General features: G+C 69.3%; 19 protein-coding genes and 1 tRNA gene. 8 read left to right on the top strand and 12 right to left on the bottom strand.

The genetic code is table 11. The annotated features are described in order from the left end of the window. Positions 1–14: 14 nt before the first annotated feature. Together GGQ96_RS15810 and GGQ96_RS15805 are read right to left on the bottom strand one after the other, a co-directional pair. Positions 15–1337: an Nramp family divalent metal transporter gene (locus tag GGQ96_RS15810; protein ID WP_246360659.1), complete on the bottom strand. Its 1323-nt coding sequence runs from the start codon at positions 1335–1337 to the stop codon at positions 15–17. Positions 1338–1839: 502 nt separating this feature from the next. Continuing rightward, positions 1840–1983 (bottom strand): hypothetical protein, encoded by a 144-nt coding sequence (locus GGQ96_RS15805; RefSeq protein ID WP_184116511.1) that lies wholly within the window; start codon positions 1981–1983, stop codon positions 1840–1842. Between GGQ96_RS15805 and GGQ96_RS15800 the strand changes: the two genes are divergently transcribed. Continuing rightward, positions 1982–2200 (top strand): hypothetical protein, encoded by a 219-nt coding sequence (locus tag GGQ96_RS15800; protein WP_184116509.1) that lies wholly within the window; start codon positions 1982–1984, stop codon positions 2198–2200. The genes GGQ96_RS15805 and GGQ96_RS15800 overlap by 2 nt on opposite strands. 14 nt (positions 2201–2214) lie before the next feature. Continuing rightward, on the top strand, positions 2215–3435 hold the full coding sequence (locus GGQ96_RS15795) for a carbohydrate porin (RefSeq protein WP_184116507.1): 1221 nt from the start codon (positions 2215–2217) through the stop codon (positions 3433–3435). 54 nt (positions 3436–3489) lie between these two features. Here GGQ96_RS15795 and GGQ96_RS15790 read toward each other — a convergent pair whose 3' ends face one another. After that, complete coding sequence (locus GGQ96_RS15790) at positions 3490–4380, bottom strand: prephenate dehydratase (protein ID WP_184116505.1); 891 nt, start codon at positions 4378–4380, stop codon at positions 3490–3492. A gap of 100 nt (positions 4381–4480) precedes the next feature. Between GGQ96_RS15790 and GGQ96_RS15785 the strand changes: the two genes are divergently transcribed. Beyond that, complete coding sequence (locus GGQ96_RS15785) at positions 4481–5185, top strand: c-type cytochrome (RefSeq protein ID WP_184116503.1); 705 nt, start codon at positions 4481–4483, stop codon at positions 5183–5185. A gap of 157 nt (positions 5186–5342) precedes the next feature. Here the strand turns inward: GGQ96_RS15785 and GGQ96_RS15780 are convergent, their stop codons facing one another. From GGQ96_RS15780 to GGQ96_RS15765, 4 genes are all read right to left on the bottom strand, one after another. After that, on the bottom strand, positions 5343–6104 hold the full coding sequence (locus tag GGQ96_RS15780; RefSeq protein WP_246360658.1) for a TorF family putative porin: 762 nt from the start codon (positions 6102–6104) through the stop codon (positions 5343–5345). Further along, positions 6101–6562, bottom strand: coding sequence for a hypothetical protein (locus GGQ96_RS15775; RefSeq protein ID WP_184116501.1), 462 nt, complete (start codon positions 6560–6562; stop codon positions 6101–6103). The genes GGQ96_RS15780 and GGQ96_RS15775 overlap by 4 nt, the downstream gene beginning before the upstream one ends. Before the next feature lie 120 nt (positions 6563–6682). Continuing rightward, a complete protein-coding gene (locus tag GGQ96_RS15770) occupies positions 6683–7561 on the bottom strand; it encodes an LOG family protein (RefSeq protein ID WP_184116499.1) in 879 nt (292 codons plus the stop codon). A gap of 42 nt (positions 7562–7603) precedes the next feature. Continuing rightward, entirely contained in the window at positions 7604–8239 is a 636-nt protein-coding gene (locus GGQ96_RS15765) for an extensin family protein (protein WP_246360657.1), read from the bottom strand. Between the two features lie 369 nt (positions 8240–8608). Here GGQ96_RS15765 and GGQ96_RS15760 point away from each other — a divergent pair, with 369 nt between their 5' ends. Together GGQ96_RS15760 and serA are read left to right on the top strand one after the other, a co-directional pair. Beyond that, positions 8609–9763, top strand: coding sequence for a phosphoserine transaminase (locus GGQ96_RS15760; RefSeq protein ID WP_184116497.1), 1155 nt, complete (start codon positions 8609–8611; stop codon positions 9761–9763). A 124-nt stretch (positions 9764–9887) separates the two neighbouring features. Then, positions 9888–11465 carry a phosphoglycerate dehydrogenase gene (gene serA, locus GGQ96_RS15755; protein WP_184116495.1) on the top strand — a complete coding sequence of 526 codons (1578 nt, stop codon included), beginning with the start codon at positions 9888–9890 and terminating at the stop codon, positions 11463–11465. 192 nt (positions 11466–11657) lie between these two features. Here the strand turns inward: serA and GGQ96_RS15750 are convergent, their stop codons facing one another. Next, positions 11658–11954, bottom strand: a complete 297-nt coding sequence (locus GGQ96_RS15750) for a 4a-hydroxytetrahydrobiopterin dehydratase (RefSeq protein ID WP_184116603.1) — start codon at positions 11952–11954, stop codon at positions 11658–11660. Between the two features lie 49 nt (positions 11955–12003). On the opposite strand from GGQ96_RS15750, the gene GGQ96_RS15745 reads away from it, so the two are divergent. From GGQ96_RS15745 to GGQ96_RS15735, 3 genes are read left to right on the top strand one after another with little or no spacing between them, the layout of a single operon-like run. Further along, entirely contained in the window at positions 12004–12426 is a 423-nt protein-coding gene (locus tag GGQ96_RS15745; protein WP_246360655.1) for a metallopeptidase family protein, read from the top strand. After that, a complete protein-coding gene (ccmA, locus tag GGQ96_RS15740) occupies positions 12423–13025 on the top strand; it encodes a heme ABC exporter ATP-binding protein CcmA (protein ID WP_184116491.1) in 603 nt (200 codons plus the stop codon). Before GGQ96_RS15745 ends, ccmA begins: the two co-directional genes overlap by 4 nt. Then, the gene (locus GGQ96_RS15735) at positions 13019–13660 is read left to right on the top strand and encodes a heme exporter protein CcmB (protein WP_184116489.1); all 642 of its coding nucleotides are present in this window, start codon (positions 13019–13021) and stop codon (positions 13658–13660) included. The genes ccmA and GGQ96_RS15735 overlap by 7 nt, the downstream gene beginning before the upstream one ends. A gap of 60 nt (positions 13661–13720) precedes the next feature. Here GGQ96_RS15735 and GGQ96_RS15730 read toward each other — a convergent pair whose 3' ends face one another. The 4 genes from GGQ96_RS15730 to GGQ96_RS15715 form a co-directional block, all read right to left on the bottom strand. After that, the gene (locus tag GGQ96_RS15730) at positions 13721–16465 is read right to left on the bottom strand and encodes a TonB-dependent receptor (protein ID WP_184116487.1); all 2745 of its coding nucleotides are present in this window, start codon (positions 16463–16465) and stop codon (positions 13721–13723) included. Positions 16466–16543: 78 nt separating this feature from the next. Further along, on the bottom strand, positions 16544–17347 hold the full coding sequence (locus GGQ96_RS15725; RefSeq protein ID WP_221240018.1) for a PEPxxWA-CTERM sorting domain-containing protein: 804 nt from the start codon (positions 17345–17347) through the stop codon (positions 16544–16546). A gap of 79 nt (positions 17348–17426) precedes the next feature. Beyond that, complete coding sequence (locus tag GGQ96_RS15720) at positions 17427–19535, bottom strand: LamG-like jellyroll fold domain-containing protein (protein ID WP_184116485.1); 2109 nt, start codon at positions 19533–19535, stop codon at positions 17427–17429. A 204-nt stretch (positions 19536–19739) separates the two neighbouring features. Continuing rightward, positions 19740–19830 (bottom strand) — tRNA-Ser (locus GGQ96_RS15715). Positions 19831–19892 lie beyond the last annotated feature (62 nt).

Below are 19892 nucleotides of genomic sequence, written 5' to 3'. Positions count from 1 at the left end.
CGTATGCGGCCGGATCACAACATTCCGTAAAGCAACGTCACGTTGAGCGCGATGATGATCCCCGCGATGCCCCAGGCCAGCACCCGCAGCCAGGCGGGGCTGGCCAGTTCGCCCATGATCGTCCGGCTGCCGGTGAAGCGCACCAGCGGCACCACCGCGAAGGGTAGTTGCAAGCTGAGGATCACCTGGCTGAGCACCAGCAATTTGGTCGCGCCCGCATCGCCGGCCGTCGCGACCACGATTACCGCCGGCACGATCGCCAGCGCGCGCGTCACCAGCCGGCGCAGCCAGGCGGGCAGACGCAGGTCGAGGAACCCCTCCATCACGATCTGGCCGGCCAGCGTGCCGGTGATCGTGCTGTTCTGGCCCGAGGCGAGCAGCGCCACCGCGAACACCACGCTGGCGGCGCCGACGCCGAGCGAGGGGGCGAGCAGGCGATAGGCCTCGTCGATCTCCGCCACGTCGGTGCGGCCCGCGCCGTGGAAGGTGGCGGCCGCCAGGATCAGGATCGCGGCGTTGATGAAGAAGGCCAGGCCCAGCGCGACCGTGCCGTCGATTGTCGCCATGGTCGCCGCCTCGCGCCGCCCGGCCGCATCCTCGCCATGCGCGCGGGTCTGCACGATCGAGGAATGGAGGTAGAGATTGTGCGGCATCACCGTCGCGCCCAGGATGCCGATCGCCAGATACAACATCGCCGGGTTGGTGACGATGTCGCTGGTCGGGACCAGCCCGGTCAGGATGCCGCCCATGTCGGGCCGGGCCAGCATCAGTTCGTAGACGAAGCAGCCGGCGATGATGCCGAGCAGCGCGATGATGAACGCTTCCAGCTTGCGAAAGCCGAAGCGTTGCAGCGCCAGGATCAGGAACACGTCCGCCGCCGTCACCAAGACGCCCCACACCAGGGGCAGGCCGAACAGCAGTTTCAGCGCGATGGCGGTGCCCAGCACTTCCGCCAGGTCGCAGGCGATGATCGCCACCTCGCAGAGCAGCCACAGCGCGATGGTGACCGGCCGGGCATAATGGGCGCGACAGGCCTGCGCCAGGTCGAGGCCCGCGCCGATGCCGAGTCGCGCCGAGAGTGCCTGCAGCACGATCGCCATCAGGTTCGACAGCAGCACGACCGACAGCAGCGCATAGCCGAAGGCGGACCCGCCCGCGATGTCCGTCGCCCAGTTGCCGGGGTCCATATAGCCGACCGCGACCAGATAGCCGGGGCCGGCGAAGGCTAGGAAACGCCGCCAGAATCCAGCGCCTTGCGGTACGCGGATGGTCCGGTGGCTGTCGCCCAGCGAGCGGGCATGCGTGGCGCGCGGCATCGGCGCGGTGGAAGGGGACATGGGCATGAACCCTGCCGCAACGCGCGACGCCCGGCAAGGTGGCGTCGTCCCAGGGCTTTTCCGCCGAGCGCGGACGCTTGCCGGGGCGGGGAGCGGCAGCGACCGCCCTACGGCGGGAAATATATGCCGCTCGACCAGGTCATTCCTGCCCGGTCGCAAGGCAAGGCGGCCAGTATCAGCCATATGGCAATGGATAAAAATGGTTATGCGCAAGTATCCATGGCCGAAAACATCCATTAACTCGAGCGTCGTAGAAGCACCTACACGAAATCGCGGCGGGGCGCCCGTCGCGCCGGAAGAGTCGGTAGGATCATGATCTGATGGCGACGCGTATAAGAATGTGAATGCAGTGTGCATCATCCGGCCGTCATCATGGCTGACGATGGTGGTGACGGCGGATCGGCGGCATTTTCTGGACGATAGGGCGTGCGGCATGGGTTGGGCGGGGCGGCTGCGGCGATGACCGGTCGCGTCCGTGCCGTTTCGTTCGACGGAATCCTCTTCAGTGCGACGGAGCGACGAGAATCATGCGGGCAAGCTTCACGATGAAACGGGTGGCGGCCTCCGCGGTCTTGCGGTCGGTGCCGGTGATCGTCGGCTGCGGGCTATCGCGCCTGGCGAGGCTGAACGGCGCGGCGGGGGCCATGGTCGACGGTCCGGCCTGCCATCCCGAACGGATGCGGCAACTCGACGACGCCACCACCTCGGCGGTCGCCAGGGTCACCGATCGCGACCGGCCGCTCTTCGCCGACGCCATGCGCGATCGGGCCGTCCATAGGCCCGAAGCCGATCAGGCGCGCGACCTGCACGGGATGCCCGCGGCGCGAGGATCGACTCCCGCTCCGTGGCTCCGCGCGGCCTGAGGCAGGCGCGAGCGATGCGCTTCACCCGCCTGATACGCCGGGCCGCCTGCGGCATCATCGCCGGTCTGTCCTGTCCGGCGCAGGCGATGCCCGGACCGGACCCGGCCGTCGCCGACGCGGCGCCGCCCGCGCCGCCGCCCGTCACAGCAAGCATCGCCTATAAGGGCGACGTGGTCGCGGTGGCGGCGGGACGCGAGCGGCAGCGGCGCGGCGTCCGCTACATGGACATCGTCGATCTGGTCGTCGCGGCGGACCTGGAGCGGGTGGCGGGATGGCGCGGGATGACCGCCCTGGTCGACATCCTCAATGCCAAGGGCGGGCGGGCCAACGATCTCGCCAACACCTTGCAGGGCGTCGACAATTCGGAAGTGTCGGGCAGCCAGACCCGGTTGTTCCAGGCGTGGGTGCAGCAGCGCTTCGCCGGCGACCGGCTGTCGCTGCTGATCGGCCGCTATGACCTGAACAGCGAATTCTACCATAATGACGCGGCCGGCGCGCTGATCGCCCCGGCTTTCGGCATCGGCTCGGAACTGGCGTCGACCGGGCCCAACGGCCCGTCGATCTTCCCGCAGACCGAGCTGGCGGTCCGGCTGCGCGCCACCGGTCCGGTGCGGGCCGGTGGTGGCCAGGCCTATGCGCAGGCGGCGGTGGTGCGCGCGCCGCGGGGCGTCGCCGACGATGGTCCGCGCACCGCGCTGCTGGTCGCGGAAGCGGGCTGGCAGGGGCGCAGCGCGGTGGCGATCGGCGGCTGGAGCTATACGCGGCCGCAGCCCCGGATCACCCCGCCCGGTGTCACCATCGGTGATGGCCGCGCGACGTCGCACGGCGTCTACATGCTGCTGGAACGCGACGTGGCGGGGAAGGCGGGGGCGCCGCGCCACTGGCGGGCGTTTGCGCGCATGGGCCTGTCGGACGGGCGGACCACGCCTTTTGCCGGTGGCTGGCAATTGGGCGTGACCGGGCAGGGCGTGGTGGCCGGTCGACCGGACAGCCTCGTGTCGCTCGGCGCGTCCAGTGGCGCACTCAGCAGCCACTATCGGCGGGGCAATCCACCGGACGCCTCAAGGCTCGCCACGGCGGAGTCGACGATCGAGCTGACCTATGCCGACCGGGTCGCGCCGTTCCTGCGGCTCCAGCCTGACGTACAATATGTCCGCCGGCCGGGCGGGGTGCGCGACCGGCCGGACGCGCTCGTGGTGGTGCTGCGCGCGGCGGTCGACTGGACGCTGTTCTGAGAGCCTGTTCGAGGACGGGCCGAGGCCCGTTGCCGTCGAGCGGGTCCCGGTCGATCAGCCGCGCGCGCGCGCCTGGCGATAGGTGCCGAGCAGCCGCACCCATTTGGAATGGAAGCCCAGTTCCTCGATGGCGCGGTCGACGCCGGCATCACCCGGCTTGCCCTCGATATCGGCATAGAATTCGGTGGCGACGAAATTGCCGCCGCGCTGGTAGCTTTCCAGCTTGGTCATATTGACGCCGTTGGTCGCGAAACCGCCCATCGCCTTGTAGAGCGCGGCCGGCACGTTCTTCACTTCGAAGATCAGCGTCGTCATCCACGGGCCGTCGCCGACCGGCGGCCGCCCGCCGCGCGCCAGGGTCACGAAGCGGGTGGTGTTGTGATCGGCATCGGCGATGTCGCCGGCCAGCACCGCCAGCCCATAGAGTTCGGCCGCGCCCGGCGGGGCGAGCGCGGCGACCGCCGGATCGCCCAGTTCCCTGACCATGGCCGCCGCGCCGGCCGTGTCGGGATAGGCGACCGGTTCGATGCCGTGCGCGCGCAGCCAGTGGCGGCACTGGCCCAGGGCCTGTGGATGGCTCATCGCCTGGCGCACGCCCGCCATCGGCCCCAGGCCCAGCAGCGTGTGGCGGATCGGCAGGAAATGCTCGCCGGTGATGACCAGCCCCGATTCGGGCAAGAGGAAGTGCATGTCGGCGACGCGCCCGTGCAGCGAATTCTCGATCGGGATCACGGCGCAGTCGGCGCGGCCCTCCTTCACCGCGTCCAGCGCGTCGGCGAAGTCGAAACAGGGCAGAGGCAGCCCATCCGGGAAGGCGGCGCGCGCGGCGGCATGGCTGTTGGCGCCGGGCGCGCCCTGAAAGGCGACGGCGCGTTCGGGCGCGGCGGCCGCGGCGTCGTACATGGCGGCGACGAGCGCCTGGGCGGGGGCGGCGAAATTCTGCATGATCGCCCGCGTTTGACCGCCGCCGCGGCGGGGATCAAGCGCCGCTTGCGGTGTCGGCGATGCTTTCCTACAGTCGCCGCAAATAAAAACTGGGGCGGATATGGACCTGAAGACCAACACGATCGCTGGTTGGGCGCTCGGCGCGGCGGCCGTCGCGCTCGGCACCGCGATCGCCAGCGGCATGATCTTCGAGGGGCATCGCCCGGACAAGATGGGCTATCCCATCGAGGGCGTCGAAGAGGCCGGGGCCGGCGGCGGCGCGGCCGAGGTGCCGATCGCCTCGCTCCTGCCCACCGCGGACGTGGCCAAGGGTGCCGAGGTCTTCAAGAAATGCGCCGCCTGCCACACGATCAACCAGGGTGGCGCGAACGGCGTCGGCCCGAACCTCTATGCGACGCTGGGCGAGGCGATCGCGCAAGGCAAGGGCGGCTTCGCCTTCTCCGACGCGCTCAAGTCGGTCGGCGGCACCTGGAACTTCGAGAACATGAACGCGTGGCTGACCAGCCCGCGCAAGTTCGCGCCCGGAACCAAGATGACGTTCGCCGGCCTGTCCAACCCGCAGGACCGCGCCAACGTCATCGCCTATCTGAACGCGCAAGGGTCGAACCTGCCGCTTCCCGCCGCGCCCGCGCCCGGCGCGGAGAAGGCGGCGGCCGATACCGGCGGCAACACGGCGGCGGCAGCCGAGAAGGTCGAGACCGACCGGCGCGGCGAGACGGGCGACATCGCCAATACCGGCACGCCCGCCTCTGGCGCGCCGTCGGTCGATCCGGAAGCGGCGCGCAAGGGCGCGCGGTCGCAATAAGCGTCGCGGGTCACGCGGCACCGCGATGCCGCGAAGGGGTCCCGCCTGTCGCGTCAGCGTGGTCCCATCATCGGGTGACGGGGAGGACGTCCTGTCGTGCGCCTGCGACCGCAGGAGCACGACAGGCACCTGTGCGAAGGTTCCGTCAGAACCGGCGTCAGAACCCCAGCCGCGCCGAGGCCGTCAGGCGGTCGCCGCTGTTCGCACGATCGGCGAAGCGGCTGGGCAGGCGATCGTCGGAAAGGTCGGTGCCCGTATAGGTCAGGCCCAGCACCAGCGGCCCCCGGACATGCTCCACGCCGATCCGCCAGTCGCCATAGTCGCCGCCCGGCCGCAGGCGGTCGGCGCGCGGGTCGCCGCTGCCCCCGAACGACCGGCCGGCCCCGGCCAGCACCGTCCAGGGCGTGCCGGGAATGCCGGCGGTGGCGCCCGCATGGACATAGGCGTTGTCGCCGCCGATCGCCGCCTGGTCGGGGGCATAGTCGATGCCCGCCTCGAACTGCGCGGGGCCGAAGGCATAGCGTGCCGCCAGGGTCAGCTCGCCATAATCCATCCGTGTGCGCGCGCCGCCGAACAGATGCGCGACGCCGCCCGCCTCGATCCGGAAGCCGCCCGCGTCGATCCCGCCGGTGAGCGACAGGTCGGCGACCGCATCCGCCCCGTCCGCCCGTGCACCGCCGCGAAGCGCGGTGATGCGCGCGGCGCCGGTCACCGCGCCGATCGTCGCCGCCGCCTCGCCGGCGATCACCGCGCGACCGCCGCTCCAGCTCAGGCCGCGCCGCCGCTCGTCGGTCGCGACCGCCACGCCCGCCTGGAGCCGGGGCCCGGCGTGGGGCGGATCGGTGATGGCGCCCTGCGCCGCCGCCATGCGGGGCAGCGCCAGCAGAGCCACCCCGGCGATCATCGTCCAGCGCATCATCCGGTGCGCGTCGCCGCCTGGTCGAGTTCGGCGCGGAGCACGTCATGATCCTCGGCCGCCAGCACCTCGACATAGCCGCGAAGCTGGTCGGCGCGACGGGCCACTTCCTGCGCGATCGATGCGCGGTGCGTGTCGCACCAACCGGCCCGGTGGCCCTGAATGGCCGCGCCGCCATCGACCGATCGGGACAGCGTCATGCCCGCGGCGCTGGTCGCGGCGCGGTCGACGGTGACGTTCGCGCTCCACAGGCAGCGCAGCGTCGAGGGGCGGCCACCCGGCGTCACCGCGCCGACCTGGCGATGGGCGATGTCGACGCGGCCGCGATAGGCCGCCTCCACCGGGCCGCTGCTATGCGCGATCCGGGTGCGGTGCTCGACGCTCGGCTGGGCCGGCGCGGCGAAGGCGGTGCCGGCGGCCAGGCCGCCGAGCAGAATTGCGGGGAGGGGGAAGCGGATCATGATAGCGTCTCCTGCACAGCCCCGGCCTGTCTCGGCCGGTAACATGAACTATTTGTCATGAATGGCTATGCCGCGGGGGTGTTTCCACCCCCGCGTCCGGGAATTTGTCGCTGATCTTCTTTAGGCCTCGGCGCGCGCCGCGCGGTCGTCATAGAAGCGGCGCACCACGTCCCACGCCTCCTCGGCCGTCTCGACATAGGTGAAGATGCCGAGGTCGCGTTCGGACACCACGCCTTCCTCGACGAGCGCCTCGAAATTGATCACCCGCTCCCAGAAGGCGCGGCCGACGAGCAGGACCGGGATCGGCTCGATCTTGCCGGTCTGGATCAGCGTCAGCAGCTCGAACAGCTCATCGAACGTGCCGAAGCCGCCGGGAAAGGCTGCCAGCGCGCGCGCGTGGAGCAGGAAGTGCATCTTGCGCAGCGCGAAGTAATGGAACTGGAGCGACAGCGACGGCGTGACATAGGGGTTGGGCGCCTGTTCATGCGGCAGCACGATGTTCAACCCGATCGACTCGGCCCCGACATCCGCCGCGCCGCGATTCGCCGCCTCCATGATCGAGGGTCCGCCGCCCGAACAGACGACGAAGTGCCGCCGCCCGGCCTCGTCGCGGGGCAGGCGGCTGGTGATCTGCGCCAGCTCGCGCGCGACTTCGTAATAGCGGCTCTTCTCGACCAGCCGCTCGGCGATGCGGCGGCTCTTGTCGTCGCTGGCCATCTCGAGCAGCGCATGGGCCTTGGCGGGCTCGGGAATGCGAGCGGAACCGTAGAAGACGAAGGTCGAGGCGATCCGCGCCTCGTCCAGCGTCAGCTGCGCCTTCAGCAGCTCGAGCTGGAAGCGGACGGGCCGAAGGTCCTCGCGCAGCAGGAAGTCCATGTCCTGGAAGGCGAGGCGATAGGCCGGGTTTTCGGTCTGCGGCGTCGAGACGACGGTCTTGGCGCTTTCGGCATCCTGGCTGGCGCGCGGAAAGACGCGGCTGGGTACGCGGGTATCGGTCATCCGGGGGTGGTAGCCACAATCGCGGCCCTGCGCAAAGCCCGATCAGCGACAGAAGCGCGCACTATCATCCTCCAGATGCAGATGATTGCGATGCGCGGCATTGTAATCCGGGGACAGGACGGTGCCGAACCGCCGACAGGCGGAGGCGCGGATCGTCGTCCAGAACTGCCGCACGCGCGGGTCGGTCGAGGTCCAGTCGTTCAGCAGCGTGATCCGCCGCCCGTCCTTCAAGACGAAGCCGCCGACATCGACCGCATTGGCCAGCGCATGGCCGGAGCGCCGGTCGCCGATCCGCTTGGTGCCGACGATGTTGCGGCAGGCATAGGTGCCCATGCCCTCCACCTGGACCAGCTCCGATCCGAGGATCTGCCAGGCGGCGGGGGCGACCGCGTTGCGGACCCAGCCGGCAAAGGCGCGGGCATTGCCGCAGCGCATCGCGGTGACGCCGGTGACGGGCACGCCGATATCGGTCAGCTGCACCGCGCCGTACAGGCCGCAGCCCGGCCCCAGTTCCTTGTCCGGCAAGCGGCGATAGTCCACGCCCTCGTGCCGCAGATCGGCCTCGCACTGCGCGGTCTCACGCGCGGAGGGGCGATAGGGTTCGGGGCGCGCGGCCTGGCGGGTCGGCCGGTCGACGCGACCGCAGCCGGCGAGAGCGAGGGCGATGGCGCCGGTCAAAATGATCGACTTTGACCGCAAACTGATTCTCCCGTGCGATTCGTCTCGAAGTCCTCCCCTGCAAGGGAAGCGGCACCACCCCAAGGATGGTGGAGGGATATCGTGGGTCGTGATGGTGGACGTCATCGCCACCGGTGTCACCCCTCCGTCAGCCTGCGGTTGCCACTTCCCCCGCAAGGGGAGGCGTGAAGGCTTCGCGAGGGCTTGCCCTGGTTATTGACGTCACCCTGCCGCATCCCGCCGCCACTCGCGCGCCCTAATCGTCCAACCGAACCAAATCCAGGTTGGCAAGCGCCGTGCTTTCGCCTAGGGCCGTCGACGGGCCACGCGGTCCCAACGCCGCGCGTGCTCTCTGTGAGGAGAGTCTATATGACTGATACGATTGCCGCCGACGCCACTCTTGCGCCCGCGAAGCCCGGCACCACGCCGGCCCGCCCCTTTTTCAGCTCCGGTCCCTGCGCCAAGCCGCCCGGCTGGGATGCCGCCAAGCTCGCGACGGACAGCCTCGGCCGTTCGCACCGCTCGAAGCTCGGCAAGCAGCGGCTGCAATATTGCATCGACCTGATGCGCGACGTGCTGAAGCTCCCCGACACGCATCGCATCGGCATCGTCCCCGGTTCGGACACGGGCGCGTTCGAAATGGCGATGTGGACGATGCTGGGCGCGCGCGGCGTCACCGCGCTCGCCTGGGAAAGCTTCGGCGAGGGTTGGGTGACGGATGCCGTCAAGCAGCTCAAGATCGACCCCACCGTGATCCGCGCCGATTACGGCCAGCTTCCCGACCTGACCCAGATCGACTGGTCGACCGACGTGCTGTTCACCTGGAACGGCACCACCAGCGGCGTGCGCGTGCCGAACGCCGACTTCATTCCGGCGGACCGCGAGGGTCTGTCCTTCGCCGACGCGACCTCGGGCGTGTTCGCCTATGACATCGACTGGACCAAGATCGATGTCGCCACCTTCTCGTGGCAGAAGGTGCTGGGCGGCGAGGGCGCGCATGGCGTGCTGATCCTGGGCCCGCGGGCGGTGGAGCGGCTGGAGAGCTATACTCCGGCCTGGCCGCTGCCCAAGGTGTTCCGCCTGGTGTCCAAGGGCAAGCTGGCCGAGGGCGTGTTCAAGGGCGAGACGATCAACACGCCGTCGATGCTGGCGGTGGAGGACGCGATCTTCGCGCTGGAATGGGCCAAGGGTCTGGGCGAGGGCGGATTGATCGCGCGCTCCGACGCCAATGCCGCCGCGCTCGACCGGATCGTCGAGGCGCGCGACTGGCTGAGCCATCTCGCGGCCGATCCGGCGACCCGGTCGAAGACCAGCGTCTGCCTGACCGTCGAGGGCGCGGACGAGGCGTTCATCAAGAAGATGGCGGGGCTGCTCGAGAAGGAAGGCGCGGCATACGATGTCGCCGGCTATCGCGATGCTCCGGCCGGCCTGCGCATCTGGTGCGGCGCGACCGTCGACACCGCCGATCTCGAGGCGCTCGGGCCCTGGCTCGACTGGGCCTACGCGACCGCCAAGGCGGGCTGAACCACCATCCACCCCGGCGGAGGCCGGGGTCCAGTTCCGGCAGTGCGTGACGAAGCGTCGCACGCTGCGACTTCAACCTTCCCAACTGGGCCCCGGCCTTCGCCGGGGAACGGAGTAGCGAATCATGGTCAAAGTTCTCATTTCCGACAAGATGGACCCGAAGGCCGCGCAGATTTTCCGCGAGCGTGGCGTCGAGGTGGACGAGATCACCGGCAAGACCCCGGCCGAGCTGATGGCGATCATCGGCGACTATGACGGCCTGGCGATCCGCAGCTCGACCAAGGTGACCAAGGAGATCCTGGAGCACGCGACCAAGCTGAAGGTCGTCGGCCGCGCCGGCATTGGCGTCGACAATGTCGACATCCCCGCCGCCAGCGCCCGGGGCGTGGTGGTGATGAACACCCCGTTCGGCAACTCGATCACCACCGCCGAACACGCCATCGCGCTGATGTTCGCGCTCGCCCGCCAGCTGCCCGAGGCCGACGCTTCGACCCAGGCCGGCAAGTGGGAGAAGAACCGCTTCATGGGCGTCGAGCTGACGTCGAAGACGCTGGGCCTGATCGGCGCGGGCAATATCGGCTCGATCGTCGCCGACCGCGCTCGCGGGCTGAAGATGAAGGTCGTCGCCTTCGATCCCTTCCTGACGCCCGAGCGCGCGCTGGAGATGGGCGTGGAGAAGGTGACGCTGGACGAGCTGCTGGCGCGCGCCGACTTCATCACGCTGCACACGCCGCTGACCGACCAGACGCGCAACATCCTGTCGGCGGAGAACATTGCGAAGACCAAGAAGGGCGTGCGCATCATCAACTGCGCGCGCGGCGGCCTGATCGACGAGGCGGCGTTGAAGGCGGCGCTCGATTCGGGCCATGTCGCGGGCGCGGCGCTCGACGTGTTCGTGACCGAGCCGGCGAAGGAATCGCCGCTGTTCGGGACGCCCAACTTCATCTCCACCCCGCATTTGGGCGCGTCGACCACCGAGGCGCAGGTCAATGTCGCGATCCAGGTCGCCGAGCAGATGGCCGATTTCCTGGTGTCGGGCGGCGTCACCAACGCGCTCAACATGCCCAGCCTGTCGGCCGAGGAAGCGCCCAAGCTGAAGCCGTACATGGCGCTGGCGGAGAAGCTGGGCGCGCTGGTCGGCCAGCTGTCGACCGGCGCGATCGACCGCATCTCGGTGCATGTCGAGGGCGCGGCGGCCGAGCTGAACCAGAAGCCGATCACCAGCGCGGTGCTCGCCGGCTTCCTGGGCACGCAGACCGCGACCGTCAACATGGTGAACGCGCCGCTCCTCGCCCGCGACCGCGGCATCGAGGTGCGCGAGATCCGCTCGGAGCGCGAGGGCGACTATCACACGCTGGTCCGCGTCGCGGTGCGCACCGCCGATGGCGAGCGCTCGGTGGCCGGCACGCTGTTCGGCGACCAGGCGCCGCGCCTGGTCGAGCTGTTCGGCATCAAGGTCGAGGCCGACCTGGTCGGCTCGATGCTCTATGTCGTCAACGAGGACGCGCCGGGTTTCATCGGCCGGCTCGGCACCACCTTGGGCGAGGCGGGCGTCAATATCGGCACCTTCCATCTCGGCCGCCGCTCGGCGGGCGGCGAGGCGGTGCTGCTGCTGTCGGTCGACGAGCCGGTGACCGTCGAACTGCTCGGCAAGGTCAAGGCGCTGCCGGGCGTGAAGACCGCCATGGGCCTGTCGTTCTGATCGCCTGACGCTTCCCCGCCGGGGAATCGTCGCCAATGGTTGGCTGCCCTCTCCATCACGCTCCACCCCGGCGAAGGCCGGGGTCCAGTGACGCAGCGATGATAGCCGCTTACCAGCGTCCTCCAACTGGACCCCGGCCTGCGCCGGGGTGGTAGGAGGAAGATTGCGACGATTCCCGGCGGAGGGTTTACATTACTCCTCGACGATCGCGTCGATCGCCTGGGCCATGTCGATGTCGCGCGGCGACAGGCCGCCCGCGTCATGGGTGGTGAGCAGGATGTCAACGCGGTTGTAGACGTTGGACCATTCGGGATGATGGTTCATCCGCTCGGCGATCAGCGCCACCTGCGTCATGAAGCCGAACGCCTCAATGAAATCGGCGAAGACGATGGTCCGGGTGATCGCGTCGCGCGCCTCGTCATGATCCCATTCGGGCAGGCCGTCGAGCGCTTCCGCCCGTTCCACTTCGCTCAGTGCCTCGACCATCATCCGCTCCCCGTATTGCCCGTTCCGGTCGCCTGCGAGTATGGCGGTCGACATGGATCGGCAAGACCCCGCCCGCCCGAACTTCGCGGAAGCGCCCGACGCGGCCTGGATCGAGTCGGTCGCGCGCGCGACGATCGACCGGCTGCCGCCCGCTTTCGCCGCGCATCTGGGCGATGTCGTGCTGCTGGTCGAGGATTTCGCCGACGACGAGACACTGGCCGCGCTGGGGCTGGATGATCCGTTCGAGCTGACCGGTCTCTATAACGGCCGCCCCGTGGGCGAGAAGTCGGCGATGGATTCGGGCGCGATGCCGGATCGCATCCATCTCTATCGCCGGGCGATCCTGGAGGAGTGGATCGAAACCGGCGTGCGGCTGGACGATCTGGTCGCCCATGTCACCGTGCATGAGATCGGCCATCATTTCGGCCTGTCGGACGCGGACATGCACGCGCTGGAAGACTCGGTGGAGGATTGAGCGCGCCGCTGACGCTGGACGGCGTCGCCTGCATGCGGGGCGGGCGATTGCTGTTCGAAGGGTTCGACCTGCGGCTGGCGGCGGGCGAAGCCGCGGTGGTGACGGGTCCCAACGGCGTCGGCAAGTCGAGCCTGTTGCGGCTGTGCGCCGGGCTGCTGGCCCCGGTGGCGGGACGGGTCGTCGCACCGTCGCGCAGCCTGCTGGGCGAGGCGGCGGCGCTCGATGCCGACCTGTCGCTCGGCCGGGCGCTGCTGTTCTGGGCGCGGCTGGACGGCGCGCGCGACGCGGCGCGCGACCGGGTGGCGGCGGCGCTGGCCGCGGTCGACCTGGCGGTGCTCGGCGACGTGCCGGTGACGATGCTGTCCACCGGGCAACGCCGCCGCGCCGCGCTGGCGCGGGTGGTGGCGAGCGGCGCGGCGCTTTGGCTGCTCGACGAACCGGCCAACGGGCTGGACGTGGCGGCGGTCGCGCGGCTGGAGGCGCTGGTCGCCGCGCATCGGTCCGGGGGCGGCGCGGTGCTGATCGCGACGCATGTGCCGCTGGCGCTGCCGGACGCGCAGGCCGTGACGCTCCGGGGGCCGGCGGCGGCGTCATGTTGATCGCGCTGGTCGCCCGCGACGTGCGCCGCGGCTATGCGGGCGGCGGCGCGACCTTGGTCGTCATCTTCTTCCTGCTGGTGGCGACGCTGTTTCCCTTCGCGATCGGGCCGGATGCGGCCCTGCTGGCGCGGATCGGCGGCGGGGTGATCTGGGCGGCGGCCCTGCTCGCGGCGCTCCTGCCGGTCGAGCGGCTGGTTGCGCCGGACCTGGAACAGGGCGTGTTCGACCAGCTCGCGACGCGCGGCCTGTCGATGGCGTTGGTCGCCGCCGGGCGGACGGTGGCGCACTGGCTCTGCTTCGCGCCGCCGCTGATGGCGGCGGCGGTGGCGGCCGCGGGGTTGCTCGGCCTGCCGGGCGCGCTGCTGTGGCGGGTGGAGCTGGGCTTGCTGATCGGCACGCCGGCGCTCGCCGCGCTGGCGGTGGCGGTGGCGGCGTTGACCGCCGGTTTCCGCGGCGCGGGTGCGCTGGCGGGGCTGCTGATGCTGCCCCTGGCGGTGCCGCTGCTGATCTTCGGCGCGGGCGCACTGGCGGGCGGGGGAGTGGGGGCGTTCAAGCTGCTCGCCGCGACCAGCCTGTTGCTCGTCGCCGGCAGTCCGTTCGTGGCAGGCGCGGCGATCCGCGCCGGGATGGACTGATCGTATCCACAGGGTGGCCGGCGGGAGGGGAGCCGGGACGCTGCCCGGCCCCCGCGACGCTCAGCGCGACATGGTCAGGCTGAACTGGAAGACTCGACCCGTCTTCAGATAGCCGCCATTGCGATCGGGCGAGATATAGGTCTTCGCCGCGCCGGTGGTCGCCCAATAGGTGTGCTCGTTCAGCAGGTTGCGCACCGAGCCGCCCAGTTCCAGGTTCGGCGTCACCTTGAACGCCAAGCCGAAGTTCAGCTCCCCCGCCGCCTGGACATAGATATCGGGCTGCGAGTCCTGCACGGTCGCCAGGAAGCGGCCGGTGCGGTTGTACCACAGGTTGGTGCGCAGCACGTCGCTGGCATAGAAAAGTTCGGCGTTGAAGATCAGGTCAGGCGCCTGGGGCAGGCTGGTCGTGCGCGTGTCGCTGGTCGAGACCAGGTACGTGGCGCGCGTCCGCTGATAGGTGACGTTGCCGCCGACGCCGACATTGCCGAGCATCGACGATCCCACCAGGTCGCCCAGCGTGAAGCGGCCCGACGCCTCGATCCCCTTGGCGTTGCCGCTGCCGCCGTTGATCGGCTGGACATAGACGATATTGTCCGCCCCCGGCTGGCTCGCCGCCGAGCGCGCGGCGGTCGAGACGATGAAGTTGCTCAGATCCTTGTAATAGGCCGCGACCTGCACGTAGCGGCCGACGCCGCCATAATATTCGATCCCCGCATCATAGCTCCAGCCGCTGACCGGCTTCAGGTCCGGGTTGGGGCGGGTGATGACGGTCTGGCCGTTGCTGGTCGAGATCGCGGTCGGCCCCGCGATCAGGTCGAAACCGGGACGCGCATAGCTGGAGCGCACCGCGCCGCGCACCACGATCCGGTCGTCGGGCCGCCACGCCGCCAGCACGCTGGGGTCGACATGGTCGTACTTCCGACCCGCGGTGGCGAAGGTGTAGCTGCCATCGGCATTGCGGAGATAGAAGCGGCCGGAAAAGTCGTTGGCCTCGTAGCGGAGGCCCGGCGTCACCTCCAGCGTGCCCGTCTGCAGCTTCGCCATCGCATAGGCGGTCTTGCGCGTCTCGTCGCCGTCGCGCAGTCCGCTGTTGATCGTGGTCTGCGACACGGCGGCGAGGCGCGCGGGCACATATTGGCTCTGCTGCGCATCGAGTTGGTCGCGTGACAGCACCTTGATCGGCCGTGCCGGATAATAATCCAGGAAGCGGGTCAGCACCTGGCCCAGATACTGATTGATCGTGGGGCCGACGACGGTGCCGTTCTGGAGCGGCGTCCTGAAGCGGTAGCGCGTTTCGTCGGGGGCCAGACTGCGCCCGTCGCGATGCGAATCCTCGTACAGGCCGCCGACCTCGAACGCGGCCAGCACGCCCGTGCCGGTCCAGCCGATGCTGCCCTTCAGCGTCGTCTTGCGCTCGGTCAGGTAATCATAGCCCTGCTGGATATAGAGCTGGCTCGGTCGGTCGAGCGAGCCGACATAGGCCTGCGCGCCCGCGGACAGCACCGGGCGCGGCGAGCGCGGATCGCTGAGGTCGACGACCAGCCCCTCGGTCGCGACGCCGGTATTCCCGGCCGCGCCATTATAGGCGATGCCGCGGAACGCCGCCTCGATCCGCTGCGGCTGGTCGAACCGGCCATCGGCATAGCCGCCCTCCAGGGCGGCGGTGAAGGCGCCGGCATGGGCGTGTGCGCCGATCTGCGCGGACAGCAGTTCCTGCTCGATATCCTCGGTGCGGAAATAGCTGGCCGGGTTGACGCCATAAGGGGTGAAGACGCCGGCCGCGTTGTAGCGGCCGCCGCCCGGATTGGGGTTGGTCTGGCCGCTGGTCAGTTCGTTGCGCAGACCCGTCTGATTCATCGTGTTGGTGTTGAAATAGGTCGCGTAGTTGACCCGCGCGAACAGGTCTACGGACTCGCTGCGATAGTCGAGCGAACCGGTCGCGCCGTACCGCTTGATCCTGTTGTTGTAGAAATTCCACTGCACGCCGTCCGCCGACAACGCGGTCGGATTGGCGCGCGCTGTGCCGACACCCGCCATGGTGGTGCGATAGTCGTTCTGGACGGCGGTCGATTCGGCGGTGTTGCCGCGCTCCTCGTAATAGCCGGCCAGATAGAGGCCGAACTGGTTCGACGCGCCGAAACGCTGTGCGGTGTCCAGGCCGATCGCGCCGCCGAACCCCTCCTGCTTCTGCGCGATCGCCTGCTCGGCGCCCTGCGCCAGCACGCGCGCGCGCAGGAAATGCTGCGCGAAGTCGAAGGCGGTCGGGGTGCGCAGGTCGATGATGCCCGCGATCGAATCCGAATCCCTGTTCGCGCCCGGCGTCTTGTCGACGACGATGTTGCCGATCGCGAAGGGCGAGAAGAGGTTGAGCGAGATCGCGCGCGAGCTGCCCGCCGTCTGCGGCAGGCGCAGCCCGTCCAGCGTATAGGCATTGTAGCTGGCGTCGAAGCCGCGGATCGTCACGAACTGCGCCTCGCCGGTCGCGCTCTGGTTGCGGCCCTGGTCGCGGCTGACCGACACGCCGGGCAGCTGCTTGGCGAGGTCGGCGATGCTGGTCTGCGAGTGGATCGCGACGTCGCCGACGGTGACGATGTCGACGACGCCGACCGCCGCCTTCTCCTCGGCGATCGCGCTCTGCTGGCGACGGCCGTTGACGACGATGTCGCTGACCAGCGATTGGGTGGCGCTCTGGTCGGCGGCACCCTGGTCGGCGGGGGGCGTTGCGTCCTGCGCCTGGGCGAGGGGCGCGACGAACAGGGTGGAGGCCGCCGCGCCGGACAGCAGCAGCTTGGTCTTCAGGAACATGGGAACACTCGTTTTCGACAGGAAACGGAAAGGGGCGCCACCGGATCGGCGACGCCCCGGATCAGGTATCGGTACGGATCAGGCGGCGAGCGCGGGCTGGACGCGGCGGCGGCGCAGCCTCCCGCCTGCCAGGCCGAAGCCCAGGATCATCATCACCCAGCTCGCCGGCTCGGGCAGCGCGCTGGCGGAGAAGTTGACGATGCTGGCCCGCTGCGCCTCGCTCAGCCCCTCCACCCGCGCCGCCCGGAGAAGGGCGCGGCCGGTGTCGGTCGCCAGCGTCACGTCCGCGGCGGTCGGGCCATCCACGTCGCGCGCCAGGAAGGCGTAGTTGAGCAGGCTGACGCTCTGCCCGGCCGCCACGTCCAGGTCGAAGCTGACATTGTAGCGATCGGGCGTGATGGACTGCCGCGCCAGCCCGTTGTCGCCGGCGATCAGCGCGACCACCGCATCCTCGGCGCACTGGCCGTCGCCATCGTCCTGGCACGACACGATCAGGCCATTGGCATCGGTGCTGACCAGCTCGTCGCCGTCCGACCCCAGATTGCCGAAGAAATTGACGGTGGTGCGGATGCGCGCACCCGTAGTGTTGGTGAAGGTGTCGAGGAAGCGAAACAGGTTGCCGCTCAGCAGCTCGACCTGGCGGGTCTGGGTCAATGCGCCGACGCCGCGATTGTAGAAGCCGAAATTGTCGAACGTGTCGGCGCCGCCGCCCTGCACGCCACCCAGCCACTGGCCGCTCGGCTGGACCTGGCCGCCCAGGCCGACATAGCGGCCGGCGAAACCGCTGCCGGTGAAGATGTCGGGGCTGGCCTGGAACGGCGTGGCCTGAGCGGCGGCGGGAAGGGCGAGCGCGGCGAGCCATGCCGCCTTGACGAGGGTCATCGAAAATCTCCGAATAGTGCGCCGATGCGGGCGGCCGCGAAGATCGCGCCGGGATCGGCGGGGGATGTCAGGGCAGGCGTCAGGCGCGGCGCGCGGTCAGCCATTGGTCGGGGGTCAGCGGCCGACCGACCAGCCGGGTTTCGCCCAGCCAGCCATAGAAGCCGTCCTTGCGCGCGCCGTCCCACCAGCCAGCGCCCAGGATCCAGGGCTGCGGCCCCGGATTGGTGGCGGAGCGCAGGCCGGTGGCGCCGGTCACGTTGCGCATCACCGGCGCGCCCTCGACATACATGATCGTCTCGGACGTGCTGGTGCCGCTGATCGGCGTGCACACCATGGCGACGTGATACCAGCTGTTGCGGATGATCTCGCCCGACCAGTTGGTCTGCGGGTAGGTGGAGTTGCTGGCGGGCACGACCTCCCATTGCACCTCGCGCAGCGACGAGATGGCGAACAGCACCGACGAGGCCTGGGCGTCGCCGCCGCGGAAGCCGGGCAGCAGGCCGCGATTGCCGCACCGGCCCAGCATGTTGCCCCAGCGATGCAGCGCCGGGTCCCAGTCCGCCGGAATCTTGATGAAGCTTTCGACCGTATAGCCGTTCCAGAAGCTGCGGCCGTTCACTCCGGCGTCCATCGCCGTGGAAAAGGAACTGTTGCGCCCGACCCGCTTGTCGGTGTTGCGGAACAGGATGCTGGCCCCGGCCGAGGACAGCGCATGATGGTCGTCCGACCAGACCACGTCCTCGGCCAGCGCCGGCGACACCAGCGGCACGCGCGCCATGGTGAAGCCGTTGGCGGCATCGGTTACCGTGTCGCCGACCTGCACGATCTGCCCGTCGCGGCCGGGCGTGGGCCGCCAATGGGCATAGGTGTCGGGCACCACCGGATAGTCGTTCGCGTCCTTCGGCGCGGCGGGCACCGGCACGACCGGCTCGACATAATTCTCCAGCAGCTTCGCCCGGACACGCGCCAGGATCGGCGTGCCGGTGGTCGACAGAACCGGCTTGAACCGCAGGAAGCCGGCGAACCGCTTTTTGAAGTTCATCGCGATCGTGAAGCGGTGGTTCGCCTCGGGCAGGATCGCGCGGTCGAACTGGTTGAGCGTGGCCTTGGGCTTCTGCACCACCCAGGGCGAGAAGGACATCACGTCGATCGTGTTGGCGCCGAAGTCGAACTCATAGAGCCGCATCAGGCCGTTGCCGCCCTGATAGGCCATCTGGTAATCGACCACCATCTGCTCGACGACATTGCCGAAGTCGTTGGTCTTGCTCAGCCGCGCGCCGCCATGATGATGGCCGTTCAGCGTCATGAAGATCTGGTCGGTGTCGCGGATCAGCTTCTCCCACAGCATCTTGCCATAGTCGGTCTCCAGCGGGCTGATGCCGTCGCTGTCGATGTTGAGCAGCTGGTGGTTGGACAGGATGACGGGCAGCGTCGGATTGCGGCGGATCACGTCGCGCGCCCAGGCTAGCCCCGCGTCCGAGATGCGCCACGACAGCGACAGCACCATGAAGGTGACGCCGAACGCCTCGAACACGTGATATTCGTGGAAGCCCGACGCATCCCGCTCCCGGAACGTCGCCTGCTGCGCGGCGCGGCCAGCCGGGAAGGTCTTGAGATAGGGTTCGGCGGCCAGGTTGCGCTGCGCGTCGGTGCCGCTGGTCTGGTCCCAGGCGCCGCGATAGTCATAGTCGACGAGCACGTCGTGATTGCCGGCCAGGATCGAATAGGGGACCTTGGCGACTTCCAGGTTCTTCATCGCCGCGTCGGCGATCGCCCACTGGTTGGGCTTGCCGACCTGGTCGACCACATCGCCCAGATGCACGACGAAGGGGATGTTGTAGGCGGCGGCATTGTCCGCGATCCAGCGCGTCTGCGCGTCGAACGGCGTGCTGCCGTACTTGCGCTGGAACTGCTGACTTTCGTCGGTGGTCGCGTAGCGCGAATAGAATTGCGTGTCGGGCAGCACCGCGAGCGCGAAGCTGGTGGTCGCGGCGGGCGCGCGGCTGCTGCCCAGGGCGACCGTATCGATGCCGGTGCTGGCGGCCGCGGCCTCGCCGCTGCCGCCCTCGCCGCAGCCCGACAACAGCGCCGCGCCGATCGGCAGCGTGGTGAGGCCGGCGACGCTGCGCAACAGTGCACGACGGTCGGCCACGCGACCCAGGCCGCGCCCTTCCTTTTCGGATGACATGTGATTTCCCCTTGCCGGCCTATGTGCCGGTTCGGGAGTGGCCCTAGATTGGTCCTGTTACGCGACCGTTTCGGGCATATTTCCGTGCCATGACAATCAGGACGTTAACGCCATATTTGCAGGAGCTTGTCGCGAATGGGGCGAACCCAGCACGAACGAAGCCGCACCGGTGGTGACCAATCAATCATGGCGATGGGGAGATGGTGGCGGAGCGGGAGGGATTCGAACCCTCGATACGCTTTTGACGTATACTCACTTTCCAGGCGAGCGCCTTCGACCACTCGGCCACCGCTCCGCATTACCCGGAAGCGGTGCCCTAGAGCGCCATGGCGCGTCGCGCAAGTCGATTGCGCAACG

The sequence above is a fragment of the Sphingomonas abaci genome (assembly GCF_014199625.1).
Lineage (GTDB): Bacteria > Pseudomonadota > Alphaproteobacteria > Sphingomonadales > Sphingomonadaceae > Sphingomonas > Sphingomonas abaci.
Note: the sequence above shows the minus strand (reverse complement) of the source record. Positions and strands in the feature narration are given on the sequence as shown.

What these genes read in the sequence shown, in the direction of transcription:
- GGQ96_RS15760 (WP_184116497.1), top strand. Translation starts at nt 8,609, where the DNA reads ATGACTGATACGATTGCCGCCGACGCCACTCTTGCGCCCGCGAAGCCC.
- GGQ96_RS15725 (WP_221240018.1), bottom strand. Translation starts at nt 17,347, where the DNA reads ATGACCCTCGTCAAGGCGGCATGGCTCGCCGCGCTCGCCCTTCCCGCC.
- GGQ96_RS15800 (WP_184116509.1), top strand. Translation starts at nt 1,982, where the DNA reads ATGGTCGACGGTCCGGCCTGCCATCCCGAACGGATGCGGCAACTCGAC.
- GGQ96_RS15775 (WP_184116501.1), bottom strand. Translation starts at nt 6,562, where the DNA reads ATGATCCGCTTCCCCCTCCCCGCAATTCTGCTCGGCGGCCTGGCCGCC.
- GGQ96_RS15730 (WP_184116487.1), bottom strand. Translation starts at nt 16,465, where the DNA reads ATGTTCCTGAAGACCAAGCTGCTGCTGTCCGGCGCGGCGGCCTCCACC.
- GGQ96_RS15735 (WP_184116489.1), top strand. Translation starts at nt 13,019, where the DNA reads ATGTTGATCGCGCTGGTCGCCCGCGACGTGCGCCGCGGCTATGCGGGC.
- GGQ96_RS15770 (WP_184116499.1), bottom strand. Translation starts at nt 7,561, where the DNA reads ATGACCGATACCCGCGTACCCAGCCGCGTCTTTCCGCGCGCCAGCCAG.
- GGQ96_RS15745 (WP_246360655.1), top strand. Translation starts at nt 12,004, where the DNA reads ATGGATCGGCAAGACCCCGCCCGCCCGAACTTCGCGGAAGCGCCCGAC.
- GGQ96_RS15810 (WP_246360659.1), bottom strand. Translation starts at nt 1,337, where the DNA reads ATGTCCCCTTCCACCGCGCCGATGCCGCGCGCCACGCATGCCCGCTCG.
- GGQ96_RS15785 (WP_184116503.1), top strand. Translation starts at nt 4,481, where the DNA reads ATGGACCTGAAGACCAACACGATCGCTGGTTGGGCGCTCGGCGCGGCG.
- GGQ96_RS15780 (WP_246360658.1), bottom strand. Translation starts at nt 6,104, where the DNA reads ATGATGCGCTGGACGATGATCGCCGGGGTGGCTCTGCTGGCGCTGCCC.
- GGQ96_RS15790 (WP_184116505.1), bottom strand. Translation starts at nt 4,380, where the DNA reads ATGCAGAATTTCGCCGCCCCCGCCCAGGCGCTCGTCGCCGCCATGTAC.
- GGQ96_RS15805 (WP_184116511.1), bottom strand. Translation starts at nt 1,983, where the DNA reads ATGGCCCCCGCCGCGCCGTTCAGCCTCGCCAGGCGCGATAGCCCGCAG.
- serA (WP_184116495.1), top strand. Translation starts at nt 9,888, where the DNA reads ATGGTCAAAGTTCTCATTTCCGACAAGATGGACCCGAAGGCCGCGCAG.
- GGQ96_RS15720 (WP_184116485.1), bottom strand. Translation starts at nt 19,535, where the DNA reads ATGTCATCCGAAAAGGAAGGGCGCGGCCTGGGTCGCGTGGCCGACCGT.
- GGQ96_RS15795 (WP_184116507.1), top strand. Translation starts at nt 2,215, where the DNA reads ATGCGCTTCACCCGCCTGATACGCCGGGCCGCCTGCGGCATCATCGCC.
- GGQ96_RS15750 (WP_184116603.1), bottom strand. Translation starts at nt 11,954, where the DNA reads ATGATGGTCGAGGCACTGAGCGAAGTGGAACGGGCGGAAGCGCTCGAC.